The organism is Paenibacillus bouchesdurhonensis, assembly GCF_900155685.1.
Taxonomy (GTDB): Bacteria; Bacillota; Bacilli; order Paenibacillales; family Paenibacillaceae; genus Fontibacillus; species Fontibacillus bouchesdurhonensis.
The window spans coordinates 2,896,466-2,917,243 of sequence record NZ_LT732548.1; the positions used below are offsets into that span (position 1 = coordinate 2,896,466).

Annotated in this window: 10 protein-coding genes; all 10 read left to right on the plus strand. The window is 42.9% G+C overall.

The window, feature by feature from the left end:
* Window positions 1-98: 98 nt before the first annotated feature.
* The 10 genes from CZ379_RS17390 to CZ379_RS17435 are packed head-to-tail and all read left to right on the plus strand — an operon-like array spanning window position 99 to window position 20,772.
* A complete protein-coding gene (locus CZ379_RS17390; protein WP_199925656.1) occupies window positions 99-899 on the plus strand; it encodes an SDR family NAD(P)-dependent oxidoreductase in 801 nt (266 codons plus the stop codon).
* Window positions 896-2,212, plus strand: a complete 1,317-nt coding sequence (locus tag CZ379_RS17395; protein ID WP_110932781.1) for a condensation domain-containing protein — start codon at window positions 896-898, stop codon at window positions 2,210-2,212. The genes CZ379_RS17390 and CZ379_RS17395 overlap by 4 nt, the downstream gene beginning before the upstream one ends.
* A gap of 49 nt (window positions 2,213-2,261) precedes the next feature.
* On the plus strand, window positions 2,262-3,188 hold the full coding sequence (locus tag CZ379_RS17400; protein WP_110932782.1) for an ABC transporter ATP-binding protein: 927 nt from the start codon (window positions 2,262-2,264) through the stop codon (window positions 3,186-3,188).
* On the plus strand, window positions 3,185-3,898 hold the full coding sequence (locus CZ379_RS17405) for an ABC transporter permease (protein WP_110932783.1): 714 nt from the start codon (window positions 3,185-3,187) through the stop codon (window positions 3,896-3,898). Before CZ379_RS17400 ends, CZ379_RS17405 begins: the two co-directional genes overlap by 4 nt.
* Before the next feature lie 24 nt (window positions 3,899-3,922).
* Window positions 3,923-4,639: an ABC transporter permease gene (locus tag CZ379_RS17410; RefSeq protein ID WP_267890521.1), complete on the plus strand. Its 717-nt coding sequence runs from the start codon at window positions 3,923-3,925 to the stop codon at window positions 4,637-4,639.
* A gap of 58 nt (window positions 4,640-4,697) precedes the next feature.
* Complete coding sequence (gene asnB, locus CZ379_RS17415) at window positions 4,698-6,635, plus strand: asparagine synthase (glutamine-hydrolyzing) (protein WP_199925657.1); 1,938 nt, start codon at window positions 4,698-4,700, stop codon at window positions 6,633-6,635.
* Window positions 6,636-6,646: 11 nt separating this feature from the next.
* On the plus strand, window positions 6,647-7,576 hold the full coding sequence (locus CZ379_RS17420; protein ID WP_110932786.1) for a class I SAM-dependent methyltransferase: 930 nt from the start codon (window positions 6,647-6,649) through the stop codon (window positions 7,574-7,576).
* 26 nt (window positions 7,577-7,602) lie between these two features.
* Window positions 7,603-7,857: an acyl carrier protein gene (locus CZ379_RS17425; protein ID WP_110932787.1), complete on the plus strand. Its 255-nt coding sequence runs from the start codon at window positions 7,603-7,605 to the stop codon at window positions 7,855-7,857.
* 39 nt (window positions 7,858-7,896) lie between these two features.
* Complete coding sequence (fabD, locus tag CZ379_RS17430; RefSeq protein ID WP_110932788.1) at window positions 7,897-11,190, plus strand: ACP S-malonyltransferase; 3,294 nt, start codon at window positions 7,897-7,899, stop codon at window positions 11,188-11,190.
* A gap of 45 nt (window positions 11,191-11,235) precedes the next feature.
* The gene (locus tag CZ379_RS17435) at window positions 11,236-20,772 is read left to right on the plus strand and encodes an SDR family NAD(P)-dependent oxidoreductase (protein ID WP_110932789.1); all 9,537 of its coding nucleotides are present in this window, start codon (window positions 11,236-11,238) and stop codon (window positions 20,770-20,772) included.
* The last annotated feature ends 6 nt before the right edge of the window (window positions 20,773-20,778 follow it).

Sequence of the window (20,778 nt, forward strand, 5' to 3'; positions counted from 1 at the left end):
TTTTTTTATATTGATATCATGTATTAATAATATTTCTCAATATAATGCAGGGGGAACGAGAATATATGCCGAGGACAAAGATTCGGAATAAGATTGTATTGATTACTGGAGGAGCATCGGATATTGGGAAATCCATTGCACTTGAATTACTTCATAATGATAACACTGTTATTTTGTGGGATATTAATGAAAGCGGTCTCAATGCTTTTAAGGAATCCACGTTAACACCAAGAAGTACTTTAATAACGCAAAAAGTGGACATGACCATATCTGAAGAAGTCAAGCAAGCCTTTGAGAAGATATCTTCTCAATATAAGCAAATAGATTATGTGTTTAACATTGTAGGGTATGGGTTGGTCGGGGAAGTTAAGGATATGAGTATTCAAGATTGGACGCAAATAATAGATACGAATATTTATGGGGTTCTATATCCAACCATATTTGCTTATGAATTAATGACCAAGCAGGGTTCTGGCCACATCGTTAACATGTCTTCACTCGGCGGACTTATCCCGTCTCCATTTAATACAGCTTACTCGACGACTAAGCATGCAATCGTAGGTCTGTCCTCCTCTCTTCGCGAGGAAGGCAAAGCTCGTGGTGTGAAGGTTACCGTATTATGTCCAGGGGGCATTCGAACAAAACTGTGGGACTCCGTCAGGTTGATCAACCTACAACGTGATCTGTTTAAGAAACTGGTTCCAGAAAAAACACTGCAGTTGCCGAACGAAGCAGCTAAAATCATTTTGCTGAATGTGGAAAGAAACAAAGGAATCGTTATTTTTCCCGCTTTTGCAACCGTTTCCAATATAGTTTATAGATTTTTTCCTATGATTTTTCGGAAGGGGATCCAGATGTCCGTAAAAAGTTTACGGGCGATTCGGGAGGAAAGCTCATGAAACAAAGCAAATTTAAGGTTGAGCCTTTAGATCAAATTATGTACATAGCAGAAAGCGGTTCTGATCAGCAATTCCGTTGTTATCTTGAATTCGATGGAAAGTTAGAGGAGGAGAGACTGAGAACAGCAATTAATCTTAGTCTGCAATTAGAAGAAGTGCTTATTCATAAGTTATCAAAAGGTTTCTTTAGGCTTGCTTGGGAGAAGCTAGAATCATCTGATATAGATATGGTATTCCGCTTCAAATTAACCGAAAATGTTGAGAGGGACATAGAGCAATTTTTTATTCAGAAAATTGATACTTGCGCTGGCCCGCAAATTCGTATTGGTTTGTTTCGAGATGGGGAGAAAGATTATTTGGGATTTGTCATTCACCACGATGTATCAGATAGCACAGGATTAATGAAATACATAAAAAAACTAGGTGAAATCTATAATCGTTTAAATAAAGATCCAGCCTATATTCCCAACTCATATAAAAAGGTGGATCGCAGCATTCAACCCTTATTAAGGAAGTATAGTGCAATCGAGCGGTATAAAAAGATGCTGCCCAGTTCAGACATTAAGATCAAAGGTCAAATTGATCCTTTTCCTTGGAGCCAGCAGAATAATGATCGGAGGGAGAGGTTTCTTCTTCATCGGATATCATGGGAACAACTAAGCAGCATATATGATTATTGCCAGCGTAACGGATGTTCATTTAATGACTATTTTCTTACAGTATTCTACAAGGCTTTCTATACGTTGCGAAATCAGGAAACTGGAAATCAAAGAGAGCATAATCCTCTCTTCTTGACCGTTGATTTTAGAAATTATAACCGAATTCATCATGAAAACTGCATTCTGAATTTCAGCTCGGGCATTCTTGCACAACTAGATATTAATCCTTCTGACGAGTTTAAAAAAGTGTTAGCCGAGATCATGGTCTTTACGAAGCAAGTTAAAGTTGATTTGGTTAACTATGGAAAGCAACAGGTGCCAGGAATCAACACAGTTTTTATGTTAAATGCTTTATTCAAAATAATGCCTTTTAATATTGTCCAAAAGCTGTCTAATGTGATGCAGCGAAAGGTGCTTGGGATCCCTTACTTATCGAATATAGGGAATATAACAAGAGCGGTTAACGCGTGGGATGGGCTGCGGATTGTAGACGCTTACTTTTTGGGGCAGATTGTATACTATCCGAAATTTTCTTTGGTTCTCTCCCAATTTGAGAAGGAAGTAACCATCTCGGTAGGCTTTTTAGGAGGTGATGAGGATGTTGAAATGGTCCAGAGGTTCTACAGGTTATTGGATCAGAATTTAGTTACATAAAGGAGGGAAATAGAGAGGACAATTCGTATAATCTTTGGAGGTGCAACGATTGAAAACGATTTTGCAAACTTGTGATTTAACGAAAAAATATAAAGATGCAACAGTAGTGAACGGAGTTAATATTCATATTGAGAAAGGTGAGGTTTACGGTTTCATTGGTCAAAATGGCGCTGGAAAGACAACATCCATTCGTTTAATCCTGAATTTGTTAAATCCGACAGGCGGCCATGTAGAGTTGTTTGGTGAAAAGGTTACAAACCAAAATATTTACAAACACTTGAAAAAAATAGGCTCTATTATTGAAATTCCGGGTTTCTACTCCAATCTATCCGGACAAGAAAACCTGGAAATCCATCGAGTTCTTATGAATGTGAAGGACAAGGCGGAGATCAACCGTGTGCTGGAGCTAGTGAATTTAAAAGATGAAAAAAATAAAAAAGTAAAGAATTATTCGCTAGGTATGAAGCAGAGATTAGGTATTGCTAGAGCTATGCTGCATGACCCTGATTTTTTAATCCTAGACGAGCCTACGAATGGATTGGATCCAAAAGGGATTGTAGAGGTCAGAGATTTAATTGTTGAGATAGCGAAAAACCATGGTAAAACGATTTTTGTATCATCGCATATCTTGGCGGAAGTAGAGAAAATGGTGAGTAAAATAGGAATTTTGCATCGAGGAAGATTGTTGGAGGAAATTGATAAGCAAGAGTTTCAAAATAAAAGCAAGAAACAGTCCATATATAAAGTCAGTGATGTCAATGAATCGATGAAACTTATACAGAAACAGTTTAATATCAATCAAATGACGGTAGATGGTGATATGCTCATTGTTAAGAATTCGGACGAACATATGAACGGATTAATTACGAAGCTATTGGTCGAAAACAATATCACAGTTAAGGAAAGTAAAGTTGTTACGCCTTCTCTCGAGGAGTTTTTTATTAAGCTAACGGAAGAGAGTGGGGAAGCGATATGAGCAAACTTGTCTATCTAGAATTTTTGAAGCTTAAGAGATCCTATATTAACATATTTCTCTTCTTATCCATGTTTCTCCCTATATTATTCATTGTAATTCAGTATTTCCTCTCGCAAAATGAGGAAACGTTTTTTCTCACCATTACGAATAACACCAGCACGATATCCATTAGTATTTTCTCCATTATTATGATTTTGGCCAGCTATATTATGGCAAGGGAATATAAGGAGAATATGTTCAGCTATTTGTTCATTACACCCAATTCTAGAACCAAAGTATTAATAAGCAAGTTACTGCTCTTATTCATCGTGATTTTACTGTTGGAACTGATTACTTTTGTCACGCTAATCATTATTCATATGTTTGTTGGAGAGTTCACGATGGAGAAGGCCGGCATGCTGCTTGAAGCATGGATACTCAGTTCATTGATGTTTTTTTTACTAACGCCTCTTGTCGTATATATTGTATTGCTTAGGCGAGGGTTTGTTTCTTCTTTACTAATCTTGTTAGCGGGCTTTATTTTCACGTACCCTTTTATTTACAAAGAGTATTATTATTTTCTTCCGCATCTAATTCCTTTGGTAACCGTTTCGGATCACTTAGGTGCCGATGTGAACGCTGCAAACGGTTGGATGACGATGGCTATCATGCTAGGGGTGTTCTTTTTATTTACTTTCCTATCCATCAAAAAAATCAACAGGAAGGATTGATATCCAATAAGAAGGCTGATTTATATAGAATTTAAAAAGCTCCTATCCTCTAAAATACTTTGGATGATTGTGGTTGGTGCAGTTATGCCAGGCATTATTGCTTCTTTGACTTTATTGGATCAGGAACATTTGAAATGGGATGAATTCCATCATGTAGCGCTTTTTATATTTAACATTCAATCTATTTTAACGTTTTCGGCATTTGCCAGCTATATTTGGGCAAGGGAGTATGAGGAAAATATGATGGAAGAACTCTTATGTTATCCATTTCCCAAATATAAGTTATTTCTTTCAAAACTGTTTATACTGCTTCCAGTCATTGCATGTACTTCTCTCTTGTTTGTGTTCAATAGCGGTGTTATGGCAAGGTTCCTAACCGAAGGAGGCATACCTGCAGAATTGCTTGTGGAGTATTTGCTCATCATTGGCCTTATGATACTTATGCATTTTATGCTTATGCCCTTCATGCTTTTGGTTTCGATAGTCTCAAAACAGGCCGTAACCGGTATCGTCATTGGGGTGGTATTTATGCTGGTATGTACGATTTTTTACAATACATCTTTTATTCAATACATCCCTTTTATTATTCCTATGGTACTGACTGACCATCTGTTGGGCTTTGATAAACTTATTTTGTCAGGGTATAGGGCTCCCACGGTGATCTTATTATCCACCTTTGTTGCTTCGTTAGTTGGATGTTTATGGCTTTTGAAAAATAGTATTCTTTTTGACAAGAACTAAGGAATTGAAGCCCGTTTAATGTAATCAGATTATAATTCAATTCAATAAGGAGATCATGATGGGGAGTATATCTGGAATCCTAAGTTATCGTATGACTAAAGCAGAGAAAGAGTCTTCGATCCGGTCTATGATGCAGCATCTTCACCACCGGGGGCCGGATGCGGAAGGATGCTACGTCGATTCACTTGTAGCGCTGGGTTCCACCCGATTAAAAATTATTGGTCTTTCCAATGGAAATCAGCCGATCTACAATGAGAGCAAAGATTTGGTAATGGTATGCAATGGTGTGATTTTTAACTACCAGGAACTGAGGGAGCGACTAAGGTCAATAGGACATTTGTTTGCAACTGAAACCGATGTTGAAGTTCTGCTTCATTTATATGAGGAATATCAAAACGATTTTCTGTCATATGTCAATGGACAATTTGCTTTCGCGATCTACAATATCCTCACCGGAGAAATCATTCTAGGCAGAGACCGGACGGGCAATTGTCCACTTTTCTATCACCAGACGGATGACAGCTTTTACTTTGCGTCTGAAATGAGAGCGCTTCCTGAACAGATGATTCAGAGATCCCTCTCCATTGATTCGCTATACGAATCGATATGCTTGTGGAGCGTACCGCCACCGAATACACTGTTCAATCAAATTTATCAAGTCGTTCCCGGTGAAATGCTGCGAGTCAAGCTGAATGCGAATGAGAAGTTGACCGTGGAACGACAACGTTATTGGAGTCTTATGTTTACACCCACCTTCGAAGGCGACTTTGAAGAGGCTGTTCAAGAGCTGCGCTGCACGATGCTGGAGAGCGTGCAGCGAGCGCTGACGGCCGATGTGCCGGTCGGATTGTATTTGAGCGGTGGTGTGGATTCGTCCATTTTGGCATGCATTATTGCCAAACAGCTTGGGAAGCAAATCGACACCTTTTCTATTCAATTTGAAGATGATAGCCTAAACGAATCCCATTACCAGGATATGATCGTCAACGAGATCGGCAGCTATCATCACACCATTCTTTGTCGGAACGGTGATATTGCCCGCTATTATCCGGAAGCAGTGAAACGTGCTGAGACTGTACTTTTCCGATGTGCTCCAGTTCCGTTATATATGCTGTCACAATCTGTTCAAGATTCCAACTTTAAGGCGATACTTAGTGGAGAAGGAGCAGATGAAATGTTTTGGGGCTACGATACCTTTCGAGAGCTAGCGATCCGTAAATTTTGGAACAAGGCTCCTGATTCTCAAATGAGACCGCAATTATTTAAAAAAATATTTCCTTATTACAATCAGTTTCGAGATCCGAGGTATTTTCAATTTATTAAAGCATTTTATAAGAAGGATCTCACGAAGACCGAGCATCCGTTTTATTCCCATCTGCCGCGTTGGAAGACTAATCAAGCTTTAACCTCTTATCTTTCAAGAGAACGAATGGACGAATTGTCCATCAGTTCCTTTGGTGAACGTTTGGAGAGCAATTTGCCTGATTCTTATTTTTCTTGGAATCACACAGAACAAGCGCAGCAGCTTGAACTAATTACTTTATTGAACGGATATCTTCTCTCTTCACAAGGCGATCGGATGCTGATGAGTCATAGCGTTGAAGGAAGGTTCCCTTTTCTGGATACGGAGTTGGTTAAGCTCGCCAGCGCTCTACAGCCCAAATGGAAATTGAATGGATTGAGCGATAAGTACATATTGAGAGAGGCTTTTAAAGAGATTATTCCCCATGATATTTATAAACGTAGCAAGTTTGCTTATCGTGCTCCTGATTTCAAGAGTTTCTATCAAAATGACCGCGTCGAGGATTACATTTCGGAAATGATGAGTGAAGAATACACTCGTACGGTAGGAATGTTCGATCCAGTAAAGGTAAAGCTGCTTCATGAGAAAGGGATGCGAAAGGATTTTCGTAATATCACGAATGCGGACAACATGGCGATTAACATCATTATATCAACTCATTTGTTGCATCATTATTTTATTAAAGTCTCCTAGGAGGGATTAGGTTGGGTAAAGATCAATTAACTGAAAAAGTGTTTCAAATGTATCAGGAGTACCCGTTCCCCGGAGATGTTCAATATCAGACGGAGTACTTGTTTCCTTTAATGCGATTTTTTGCTGAAAAGGCGGGGCCAGGCAAGCGCAGCATCTTGGAGCAGGCCAGAGTTATTGAGATAGGATGCGGTACAGGAAATACTTTAGTTGGTTTAGCGGAGAAGTACCCATCTGCTAATTTCACCGGTATTGATATGACGGTCAATTCGTTGAACATCGCTCAAAAAAAAGCAGAAGATAAAGGTTTAACCAATATTCGGTTTATGGAAAAAGATATATTGAACTTGGATCTTGAGGAACAGTTTGATGTAGTTATGTGCATAGGGGTTCTTCACCACTTAGCTGATATGGAAAAGGGACTGGAGAATATCGCCAATTTGATGCATGAAGACAGTTATCTAATTCTATGGTTGTACGGGAAACATGGTAGATATCGTTTAAACTTGAATCAACAAATGCTTGCGGTTCTTCTGAAAAATGTTGAGAGCCTGAGTGAGCAGGTTGCAATCACCAAAGAAGTTCTTGAGAAGGCAAATGACGGTCTCATGTCTTGCCATTTCAATGTTCCAAATTCAAAAATGGAAGACGATTGGGAGGAATCCTTACAGTTTGTTATTCAAGAAGAAAGCTGGCTCGTCGATCAATTTCTGCACTACAATGAGAAAGTGGTAGACATGATGGAGATTGTGGAACTCGGGAATAAATGCGGATTACAGCTAAGCAAATGGATAGGCGTATCCGAAGATATTGCCGATTACATACCATCCGAAGAAGTAATAAGACAGTTTGCTGTTTTAGAAGAGGATGACCAAAGGTTTGTGCTTGATCGGCTGTTGAAGCCGAATTATTACACTGTTGCCTTGCAGAAAAAAGGTACATAAAACAACCCAATTGGAGGAGATTCATTGTGGAAGAAGTAAAAACTACGATTATAGATTTTATAGCGAGCAACTTTATCGTCAACCTGGAACAGCTAGAAGAAAATGATTCTTTGGTAGATAGAGGAATCGTAGATTCAACTGGCATTATTAGTATCGTATCCTTCATTGAGGATACATATGAATTTCAAATTAAAGATCATGAAATTACGATTGAAAACTTTGGAAGCATTCATTCGATTGTGCAATTTGTTCAAACACGTATTGAGAAAACATCAGCCTAGGTACTGGATTCGAATCAATATAAAGCAGAGGGAGCTTTTATGCCATTCACTCATTCTTCAAAACCCGTTGTATTTTTGTTTTCCGGTCATGGAACTCAATATTATCAAATGGGTATTGACTTCTATACACGACATGCTGTTTTTAAGCAATGGATGGATACTCAGGATGAAATTATCCAACGAATAGGCGGTTACTCAGTATTGGAGCAACTGTTTAATCCAGCGAATAAAAAGAGTGATCATTTTGATGCAATCAGATATACGCATACCTCTTTGTTTATGGTGCAATATGCGTTGGCGCGACTATTAATGCAAGATGGTATTCAACCTGATTTAGTGGCTGGAACAAGTCTGGGAGAGTACGTGGCTCTTACTGTGGGGGGGGCAATCCCGCTTGAAGATATGCTTCAGATGCTAGTAGATCAATCGGATTGGCTATTATCATGTGAAGCGGATGGCGGAATGATGACCGTGCTGGATGACTACGAAACGAGGATTCAGGATTCCATCATTGTTGGCAATGCTGAGTTGGCAGCAATTAACGATCCCAGGAATTTCGTTTTGGCAGGGGAGCAAGATGCTTTAAAGCGAATCGAAATTTCCTTGAAAGGCATCTGCCCTTGTTTTCGTCTTCCCGTAAAATACGCCTTTCATTCGTCATTTATGGATCAGTTTCAAGAAATACATAAGTCATATTTCCATCAGATAAAACTGTCAGCAACGCGAATTCCTTATTACTCCTGTGTATACGGCAAACAGTTGAAGGAGTTATCTTCTGAATACTTATGGGAAGTAGTTCGCAAGCCGATTCAGTTTCTTGATACCCTTAGAGAGCTTGAATCGCGCGGGCCTCTATCTTATGTTGATTTAAGTCCGACAGGGACATTGAGTAATTTTGTGACCCACTCACTGGAGCGAGAATCGCTATCTGATGTGTTCCGGTTAATGAATCCTTATCAGGAGCGAGGAAAAGATTATTATGCGGACTTCCAAGCGAAAATACAAAAAACCAAAGCAGAAACAGGTAAGGTGGCGAAAAATATGAAAGCATTTGTATTTCCAGGACAAGGTTCTCAAAGGCTGGGAATGGGAAAGGATTTGTTTGACGAATTTAAGGATGTTACTGCACAAGCAGATGCTATTCTTGGCTATTCCATACGAGACCTTTGTTTAAATCAGGCCGACTTGTTGGATAAAACAGAATACACTCAACCAGCCATCTACGTGGTGAATGCCCTACATTACATGAGAATGATGAGAGAGCAGGATCCGCCTGCTATGCTGGCCGGACACAGTCTAGGAGAATACAATGCACTACAGGCTAGTGGGGTCATTAGCTTTGAAGACGGGTTAAGGCTAGTGATCAAACGTAGTCAGCTAATGGCGCAGACAAGTGGTGGAGGTATGGCCGCCGTTATCGGCCATACCTATCCTGAACTTCAACATATAATTGGAGAGCATGGTTTTTCACTGGATATAGCCAATCATAATACACCTACCCAAATTGTAGTTGCCGGGCTGCAGGATCAACTGGAACAGCTTGGTAACATAATATTGGGCAGCGGAAAAGGGAGATATGTCCCCCTTCGGGTAAGCGGTCCTTTTCATTCTAAGTATATGAGCGGGGCGAGCCGGGCTTTCATGCCTTATCTGGAGAAGGCGACTTGGCGGATACCCGAAATTCCGGTCATAGCGAACGTTACAGCCCAACCTTACGGTTACCATAATATTCATACTTTGTTAGCCGAACAAATTGATCATTCGATCCGATGGACGGAAAGTATCCAATATATGCTGCGAGAAGGAATAACCTCGTTTATCGAGGTTGGCGACAGTATCATATTGTCAAGAATGATTCAGGAGATCAAGCAAGATGAAGTGAATCGGGCTCCGTCAGGGCAGCATGCGCAAGCGAGGGAAGAAGTCGCTGCATCGGCACCGACAAAAGAAGCGCCTAACGTTAATCCGCCTGTCGCAAAAAAAGGGGCAACCCAGCTATTAAACTTTTTTGACAGCAGCGAATTTTTGGACGATTATGGGGTCAAGTATCCATACGTTTGTGGAGGCATGCGCCACGGGGTCTCCTCGGTTTCTCTCGTTTTGCGTGCAGCCAAAGCTGGAATGATGGCTTATTTTGGGACGTCTGGATTATCGATAGATCGAATAAGTCAAGCGATAGACGCTCTTAAGCAAGGTACAAGCAGTGGATATGGCATGAACCTTACCCCCAATTATGTGGGTCAGAGCCTGAATGCTAGTCTGATTGATTTATTTTTGCAAAAAGGGGTTTGTCATTTGGAGCTTTCTGGGTTTATTACGATGGATCCAGCCGTCATTAAGTATCGACTGAAGGGCTTGAAGCTAGGGGCTAACGGCTCAGTCATATCAGAACATAAAATCATGGCTAAGCTGTCTCGCCCGGAAATTGCCGCGATGTACTTAAGTCCAGCTCCGCAGGCAATCGTAGATCAATTGCTGGCAAGCGGAGAAATTACCGAGGAACAAGCCTTCCTGTCAAGGAAAATTGCTATAGCTGACGATATATGCATTCATGCGGATTCCGCGGGCATGACAGATCGGGGAAGCTCATTTGTCATTTTTCCTTCGATCATGCGGATGGCAGAGCAGTATCAGTCCATGCACGGCTATGCAAAGCAAGTCAGACTGGGAATCGGAGGAGGCATTGGCTGTCCAGATGCCGCAGCAGCAGCATTTCTGCTGGGAGCTAAATTTATTGTAACGGGATCCATCAATCAATGCACTGTTGAAGCAGGGACAAGCGATATCAGCAAGCAACTGCTCGCTTCCATTGGTGTGCAAGATACAGAGATCGCTCCGTCTGGGGAGATGTTCGAGCTTGGTGCTAAGGTGCAGGTTTTAAAGAAAGGTGTCTTTTTTCCAGCCCGGGCCAACCGACTGTATGAAGCTTATAAATTTTATCCATCATTAGATGATATAGATCCCGTTTGGAAAGGGCAGATTCAAAAGCAATATTTGGGACGGAGCTTTGAGGAGATCTATGAAACAATCGCTTCCGAAATGCCTGCTGAGGCAGAACAGGCGCAGAAGAATCCTAAATATAAAATGGCACTCATTTTCCGTCAATATTTCCGTCTTTCTACACAGGCTGCTCTGGAAGGTAACCCGACACAAAAGGTAAATTACCAAATACCCTGCGGCCCTTCGATGGGAGCCTTTAACCAATGGATAAACGGCACTCCACTTGAAGATTGGAGACTGCGGCACGTCGATGAAATCGGATTGAAAATAGTAGAGGAAGCCAAGTGGATGATGAATAAGCGGTTAGAAATGTTCTCGTTAAGTTCCAAATAGCCGTACTCGCTACTAAGTTAAATCACTGATATAGGGAGATTATAGATGATTAAGACTGGTGATGTTTTAGGATTAAAAGAGATTAAGATCTCCTTTACGAAAAAGGAGTTATCCTTGTTTGCCCATCTTAGCGGCGATTTCAATCCCATGCATATGGATGCGTTATTTGCCCGAAAGTCGCCCTATGGACAGCAGATTGTATTTGGAGCGTTGAGCACGATTGCTTGTCTTCAACTCATTGAGGATGACAGATTTCTACAACCGAGTGAAATAGAAGTGTTTTTTGAAAAACCGGTTTTTATGAACAAGGTCTATAGTGCAGTATTAGAAGAGAAAAGCGAGGATACGGCCGTGATTGGTTTGTATGATGGCCACACAACCTGTCTTCGTCTTTCGTTGCGAGCGTCAGTACCCACAAAGGCTTTGGACGAATGGGTATGTCCGATGCCGGAGGATAACTCCGAAATGTTAATGCAACCGATGGACATTGACGATGAAGCGTTAATTTCTGCATACAAAAATGTATGCGCTTACAAGGTTGATCCGATACAGCTTAAGAAATTTGCGGAGGATGTCGGCTGGAGAAACGTGGCACAAGGAATCGGCCTAGTAAAGGTACTTTCTTTATGCAGTTATATCATCGGGATGGAGTTTCCCGGAAAACGAGCTTTGTTTTCCAAATTGCATTTGGAACTATCGAACTGTCTGAGAGACATCTCAGATCAGTTGGTTTACTCCATCTCAAAGCAGCATTATGACGAATACTACCGGATGTTGGACTTAGCTGTAGAGGTTGGATCTTCCGGGGTGCCGATGGCCCGGGGAACCTTGAAGGCGTTTGTTCACAAAAAGCTTCCAAGTACCGATCCTCTACATTCGGCTGACACCACTGTTCGACCATTAAATGGGAAAACAGCATTAGTCATTGGAGGGAGCCGCGGTCTTGGGGCTGCAATCGTAAGGGAATTGGTCATTCAAGGCTACCAGGTGGTGACAAACTATTATAAGAGCACTGAGGAAGCTAAAACATTGCAAGCAGAGCTTAATCGCTTGGCCCCCTCGGCTGTTCATATCATAGAAGGTAATGCTGCGGACGAGGATACTTGTGAGCGAATGGCGCAGTATATCACAGCTGAGTTTGGCCGGCTTGACTTGCTCGTCTTAAATGCCTTCCATCCGCCGCTTACTCACCTATCACCCGAGGATTATGTGCAGGAAAACTTGAAGCTTTTCGAGCGTCCATTCGAGGCTTGCAAGGACTTGCTTGCGACTTATCGCGGCTGCATTGTTGGAATTTCATCTATTTATGTAAAGGAGGGGCCAAAGGAGCTTGCAAATTACATCGAAGCTAAGAAGCTTGCTGAAGCGTATTTGATTCAAAAGTCGGAGGAGTATTCACCAATCACCATTCTCCTTGCGCGTCCGCCGCAGCTGCTGACAGATATGAACAATACGCCAACAGGATGGATACATGCACAGCCGCCAGATAAAATTTCCAAAGTGATAGTAGACGCAGTAAGTGAGTCAGTCATCGGACTGACAGAAGAGAAGGGAGTACAGTGGATCGAACACTTTGATGTCGTTTCCAAGAAGATGAATATCATATCATCGTTTACTGCCGATCCAATTAAAACCGGGTTGTCGTATTGGTTGAAGCTATGGAATTGGCCTTATGAGATCCGCTTTTCCTCCTATAACCAAATGATCCAAGACTTATTTCACTTAGGAGGCGTTTTATACCACAAGGATACGGAAATGAACGTTTTGCTGATCCGACTTGAGGATTGGTATCGTTATAGGGCCCAAGAGGATGCTGAAGGTAATTACATAGGCATGCCGTCTTATTCAGAAGAAATACTTGCATATTATGAGCAGTACTTGAATGAATTCATCGCAGCACTTCAGTTTTATCATGAGCACTATCAAGGAAGGACACTTCTGGTGTTCTGTCCTAACCGGTTGCAGCTGCAAGATGATTATCATTGGAGTCAATTGTTATCGGACATGAAGCAAAGGATCTACGAGGCGGCAGGGATGCTTGCCGGGATCGAGATGGTTGACGCCGAAGCTTACCATGATTTATACGGAGTCTCTAGCATAGAAGATATGACAGGGGATATCCTTGGGCATATTCCGTATACTCAGGAGTATTTCTCCTATTTAAGCACCCTGATAGCACGAAGATTCTTTTCAATCCATCGAAGGACATACAAAGTCATCGTTTTAGATTGTGATAATACGCTTTGGGAAGGAATTGTCGGAGAAGTCGGTTATGACGGTATCAATATTAACGATGTCTATGCCTCATGGCAAAGCAAGCTAATTGAGCTCTCGGAAAAAGGTTACCTGCTTTGCTTGTGCAGTAAAAACAACCCTCAGGATGTACTAGATGTATTCTCTAAAAATCCATCTATGAAACTAACAATGGATTATATCGTCGACTACCGAATAAGCTGGGGCCCCAAATCTGTTCATTTATATGAGTTGGCAGAGTCTCTTAATGTTGGAATTGATAGTGTAATTTTTATTGATGACAGTCCGTTGGAAATCGCCGAAGTTCGAAAGCATTGTCCGGAGGTGCTTGCTTTGCAGTGGCCGTCCGACAAGTTACAGGCGAAGTGGTTTGTTCAACATATGTGGGCCTTGGATCATGAAAAGCCGATCACCATCGAGGATGCTAGCCGGACTCAGCTATATAAAGCAGACCAAGAACGTATAAAGATGAAGCAGACCAGCTCCAGCTATTTGGAGTTCATTCGAAATTTGAACGTGTCGGTGAAGTTTGAGCCGGTGAACGAAGCTGCTTTGCAGCGCGCATCCCAAATGACGCTGAGAACGAACCAATTCAATACAACGGGAAAGAGAAGAACGGAAAAGGAATTGAAAGAGCTCCTTGAAGAGAAGGGAGTTCAGGTGTGGAAAGCGGAGGTGGAGGATCGCTTCGGTTCATACGGTTTTGCCGGTTTGATCGTCTCTAGGACAAGAGATTCGGATATTTACGTAGACTCTTTCTTGCTTAGTTGTCGGGTTTTGGGCCGAGGTGTTGAATTCGAGTTGCTTCGAAAATTGGCTAGAGAGGCACAAACAACGGGATTAACGAGTTTAGTTGTTGCGCTTTATCCTAACAACAGAAACCATGCAGCGCATCAGTTTCTCGAGGGACTTTCTGAATTTGACGCAAGTATTAAGCAACAGGCACTGCCGGAGGGGGGCATCGAATGGGTTATTCCAGTAGAATGGCTTGTATGTTTTGATCAAACAACCGTCAAACAAGCTATCTCGGAACCAGCCAAAAAATATAAGACTGACAATCGTGAGCAGCCGAAGAATTTTACCAGTTTGAGAGTACTGGAAGAAAGGCTCGAATATATTGCAACCAATCTCACGAGCCAATTGAAGATATACGGCGAACTCGGCAACCATTCCCTGTCTGGAAATCAGAGTGGGCTAGTTCAGGATAGGCAAGCTGAAGAAATCCGTGCCAAGGATGCGATCAAAAGCGTGTTTCAGAAACATACTCGGCTTACAGAGATTGATTTCAGTAAACCAATTGAAGAGTTCCAGTTGGAATCCATGAAGAAAGTTGAGATCAGCTCGGACTTGATTCGAATATTTCCACAGCTCGCTCCAACATTTTTATTTGAATTCGAAAATCTGAAAAGCGTTGTGCAGTATCTGGAAGCAGATGCTTCGATCACGGCACCGTCCAAGGCCGTCCATCTGGAGGCTACTAACGAAGCACATGACGCAAATGATATTGCAATAGTTGGTGTGAATGCCAGACTGCCGCAAGCAGACAGCGTTCAGAGGTTTTGGGAACATCTTGTGAATGGCAACAGCTGCATCACAGAAATTCCTGCAAACCGTTGGGAACTATCGGGCTTCTATAGCCCTGATTCCGGAGAAATCGGTAAATCACATTGCAAGTGGGGCGGATTTTTACAGGATATTGAATCATTTGATCATCAATTTTTTAATATATCCGCTAAGGAAGCCGAAGCGATGGATCCCCAACAAAGACTCTTTCTAGAGGTTGTATGGGGATTGTTTGAAGATGCGGGATACAAGCCAGAGGATATTGATCCCAAGACCGGGGTCTTTGTCGGGGTTATTTCTACTGACTTTGGCCAGTATTTGAATCAACAAGCCGCACATGGCCTGACCCCGTATCGATGGGGCGACGCTTATCAGATCGCTAATCGCATTTCTTATTTCTTTAATTTCAAAGGGCCTAGCCTATCGATTGACACAGCCTGCTCGTCCTCGGGCACGGCATTGCATTTGGCATGTCAAAGCATCTTGAATAAGGAATGCCGTACTGCCGTTGTGGGCGGAGTGAATTTAATCTTGGATCCTTCCAGATATATTCAGTATACGCAAATGGGACTCCTGACTTCCGAGGATAAGTGTCGACCTTTCGCAGCCGAGGCCAAAGGCACGATCATGGGCGAGGGCGTTGGGGCTATATTACTCAAACCGTTAAGAGAAGCCTTGCAAAACGGAGACCAGGTTTATGGAATTATCAAGGGCAGCGCAATAAACAGCGGAGGCAAGACAAATGGCTTTACTGTTCCCAATCCGAAGGCACATGCTGAATTGATTCGGGAAGCAATTCGAAGGGCCGGTATAGAAAGTAAAACCGTAAGTTATATAGAAGCACACGGAACGGGAACGATTGTCGGTGATCCGATCGAAATTAGCGGATTGTCGGAGGGTTACTCATGGAGTGCTAATGCCCCTGGAGAAACATGCTCAGTTGGCTCAGTAAAGGCGAACATTGGTCATTTGGAGTCGGCGGCTGCAATTGCAGGCATTATTAAAATTGTTTTACAAATGAAGTATCAAAAGCGAGTGCCTTCCCTTCATGCGCTTCCAATGAATCCAGTTCTTAATCAGGCCGGATCTGGCTTTGCGGTTCAACATGCACTTGAGGATTGGAATTCTGTTAGAGAAGAGTCGGTGAAGGCGACACAAGCGCCTAGAAGGGCTGCCATAAGCTCTTTTGGAGCGGGTGGAAGCAACTTCCACGCTATTCTGGAGGAGTCACCTAGGCAGCGGCATGCCGTGGGTAAGTCGAATGACTATAACCTGATTGTTTTCTCAGCCCGGAAAGAGAAGACGCTGCGTGAAATGACCTCAAATCTAAAAAAACACATTCAGTTTGAGCTGTCGCAGCAAACGGTTATAGACCGAGATGCGTATTTCGAAAGCTTGGCTTTTACGTTGCAGACTGGACGTTGTTGCTTTAATCATCGTTTGGCGATCGTATCCAATTCCTTGGACGACCTGTTGGAGAAGCTTACACATTACAATAATTCAGGAGCCTTGAGCGACGACATTCAATATGGGGAATGCTATAACGAGCATATAGAAGAATGGCAAGGAGAACTTTTTGAAAGGGAGTACTTCAAGAACTTATTTACTAGAGGTGAGGTCAAGAAGCTCTCTTTTCTATGGCTGAAGGGAGTTTCAATTAACTGGAACGATTTTTATAGTAGGCCCAAACCTTTTAAAGTCGCTTTACCGACTTATCCTTTCGATAAACGGGTTTTTCCGTTGAGAAAATTCACTGGGCAGAGAAGCATTGCAAAGTTATATGAAACGATAGAAGCCCCCTCACTGCAAAACGATCATTATCAGCTCACAACGGAAATCGAGAGATTTCCTTTTCTGATTGATCATCAAGTGAACAGAACGATCATCGTACCCGGGGCTTTCTCTTTATCTTTAATGATGACAGCTCTTGTAAAAGAACATCGGTTGACCAGCCTGCATTTTAGCGATGTTACATTTAGGAAAGCTTTCCTGTTGCAGATGGACAGCCGATGCTTGACCCAAATTGTTTTTCACAAGCAAGAAAGTCCCAGCAAAATTGAAGTATACGTCAAAACGGAGAACGAAGATCCTGCTTGGACATTGCTGACTAAGGCGCAAGTGGATACAGATGTTGACAAGATCGTACGCTCTGTCGATCCACTGCTCATTCAATCCCGAGCGGACAGCCGGATGTCGAGGGAAGCCTTTTATCATAAAGGTTCTTCTCTAGGCTTTTCATGGGGTGAGCAGTTCCAATGGATTACTGAGGTTTGGATCGCGGAAAAGGAGGTGCTGGCCAAGCTGTCATACCGAAGCTCTGCTGAGGCAGCGTTCGTATTCCCTCCATCTCTTCTGGACGCCTGCCTGCAACCGTATATTTTTGCTTTGGAAAATCATTGTCAGGCGATGGGGATTACCGACACCTTTATCCCGTTTAGCATTGAAGAGTTAAACATGCATATGCCGATCCCGGAAGAGCTTTACTCTTATATTACGTTCCAACAAATCGGTGAAGGGCAATGCGATTATTTTATGATAAATGTCATGCTGTTGGATCCAAAAGGTGTCATTATAGGCGAAGTATTGGGGCTGCGTCTTAAGAGGGTTCATCAGGGCCTTTTTCAACAGTCTGGTCAGTCTAATAATGTTGAGCACTTGTATCGGCCCGACTGGGAGCTGATCCGTTTTGAGGAGTGGGAACCTCCCATGGAAACTCCCATCTCAAATCGAAGCTTAGCGGTTGAAATGTCATTTGGTAGCAGCGCATCACTTGCAAAACAAGCAGTACAGCGAGTACTTGCGGAGCAATACGGGGTTGACGAATGGTTGCCGATTGAGCTCCTCCTTGAGGAATATGTCACAAGGCTATCGACCGTTGAACATTTGTTCGTTTTCTGTGACGTATCACGAAGCACAATACAATACGGCGAGGGTATGAAGAGGCAATATGAGGAGATTTACGAGAAAGGCATCTTGAAATGGTTTCAGTTTGTCAAGGCTGTTGCTGGACAGCATGGGGGACAGCCGCTGCATATCACATTCATTACACAAAATGCTCAAAAGATGCTGAATCATGAAACCTTATCACCTGTTGTTCAGTCCTTCATGGGAATGGCGAAGGTGCTAAATTCGGAAAATGGCAGCATTACGGTCAAATGTATCGATCTTTGCGCTGTCGAGACAGGGCGCCTAGAGGATGAGAGCCGAGTATGGGATCGGATATGCAGAAGTGTCGTATCCATTGGCCCGAAGTCGGGCCGTTTAGGTTATGAGGAATACGCATTGAGAAACGAGCGCCTATTTAGAAAGAGGCTGATTCCATTAGAGTCTCCGATCAGCGGCGAGTTGAAGCCTATATTCAAGGAGAAGTCGGTTTATTTGATTGTAGGTGGCTCTGGAGGTATAGGGCTTGAACTGTCAGAGTATTTGATTACAAAGTGGAAATCCACATTAATTTGGATCGGAAGAAAACCGCTAATTGCCGTGCAATCGAAGATAGATCGCTTGGAGCAGCTTGGCGGAACGGTTTATTATGTGCAGGCCGATGCGCAGTCGGCAGATGAATTGATTAAAGCCTTCAAGGAAGTTCAAGCGGGGATTCCCCGGATTGATGGAATCATTCATGCAGCGCTTGTCTTAAGGGATGCAACTCTTACGCAGATGAAGGAAGCGGATTTTACCGAAGCTTTCAATGCGAAAGTATTGACGATGCTTAATACACTTGAGCTTGCGGAACCATCGAGACTTGATTTCATTATAAGCTTTTCTTCAGAGTGCAGCTTCAGAGGTTCGCCTGCACAAGCGAATTATGTTTCGGCTTGCCGATACCTGGATTCTTTCCTCCTGTCATTAGGGGAGAAAGAACAAATTCCGGTTAGAATCATGAACTGGGGCTATTGGGGTGAAAGCGGAATTGTCGCTACCGAGAGGTTCAGAAGATTACTTGAGCTGCAAGGCTTGCTTCCATTTAGCAATGCCGAGGGAATCGCAATGACAGAAATGATCTCCAGTTTGCCTTATACACAGCTTATGGCCGCCAAAACGAATTCGATTTATGCAGATAAGGTAGGGATTGCGGCAGACAGAAGCATGCAGCCCGCGGGAGGAGACCGTTCCGAGTTTCTTTATGCAATAGCTGAAGAGATCAACTCTTTCGCGGCATCATATGACGGGCGGTCTATAGCGGATTATTATGAACAGCTGAAGCACGTGATTCAAACGGTTCCTGATTATGCTGAACGGATATTGCAAAATATGGAGGGAATTGAGCTTGAAGAATTGAAGCCGCAGTTCCAACGCTACATTAAAGCTTTACGTGCACTGCCGAAAACAGCCGATGTACAAAGCGTAGGCGGCAAGAAGGAGCAGCAGCACCGCACAGAATCGGTTGATGCATGGAGCCGAATGCTGGATATTTCCCAGCGTCAGGCCGCGAACATCTTGAAGGAACGAATTTTGGCAAGCGATGTATTTTTCCCGGACGGATCCAATGAAGTTGTGGAAGGCATATACAAGCACAACCCGCTCTCGGAGTATTTCAATCAAATGATGGCACTGCTGGTTGCGAAACTGACAGAGCGTTTGCTTGAACAACGCAAGGACGGAACTCCTGTCCGCATATTGGAATTCGGCGGAGGTACAGGAAGCACGACTTCACACGTGCTGCGTGGATTGAATGAAATCGCTGGTCAAGTGGAGTATGTGTTTACCGATGTTTCTCCACATTTCTTGCATAAAGCTAAGCAACGGTTTGCAGATTACGAATTTGTCAAATATCAGTTGTTTAACCTCAATGATGATCTTGAACCATTACGGTCGGATTGCGGATTTTTCGATATCATTCTGGGGACGAATGCCATTCACATCAGTCGTGATCTAAGCAGAACACTTTTAAATCTCAAGAATGCATTGACACCATACGGGCATTTGATTATTAACGAACTGACGCATAATCATGAGCTGCTGCCAGTGACCTTCGGTTTATTAACAGGATGGTGGGACTATGAGGATTCTGAGCTGCGGATCGATCACTCCCCCCTGGTGTCATTGTCGGGATGGGAGCGCTTATTGGAAACGCACGGGTTTCGATATGCTACAGCGTTCGATTTCACGGAGCCATTCCAGGAGAACCTCCACCTTCAGCATGTGTTGATCTGCGAGAATAATGGAGTAATCCATAAAGCGTTAATCACTTCTGAGACGAAGGGGAGGGACAGCGTCGGAGAAATGAAGGCTGAATCTGCTCATGTGAAGCCTTCACTAACGCCTTCAAGCGCAGCTTCGGAGAAAAATGATTCAGCCCTGATGAAGATAACCGGAAATTTGTCTGCTGCTGCTCAATGCCAGCAAGTAGAAGAGAGCGTAATGCAATTGTTGAGGGAGCTATTACTTATTCCAGAAGACGAGCCGATTCGCGGCGGGGCAGGTTTCCAGGAGCTTGGATTGGATTCGCTGCTTGCCGTTCAATTCAGAGATTTGCTATCGGCGGCTACTGGTCTAAAGCTTGCAGCTACGATAGTTTACGATTATCCGACGATAAAATTAATGGCCGAATACATTGTTAGCAAGCAAGTTCAGCCGGTTACTGTTTCGCAAAGCACATCGGATGTCAACGATAGTGCATTGATTCAAGGGGATCGAACTGCTCAAGCATCCGGCGCTAAAGACAGTATGCGAACAGGAGCAGAGGATTGGCTGTCGGAGGTTCAGGAAATGACGGAGGAAGAGGCCGTTCGTGAATTGATAAAGGAACTTCAAAACTTATGAGATAAA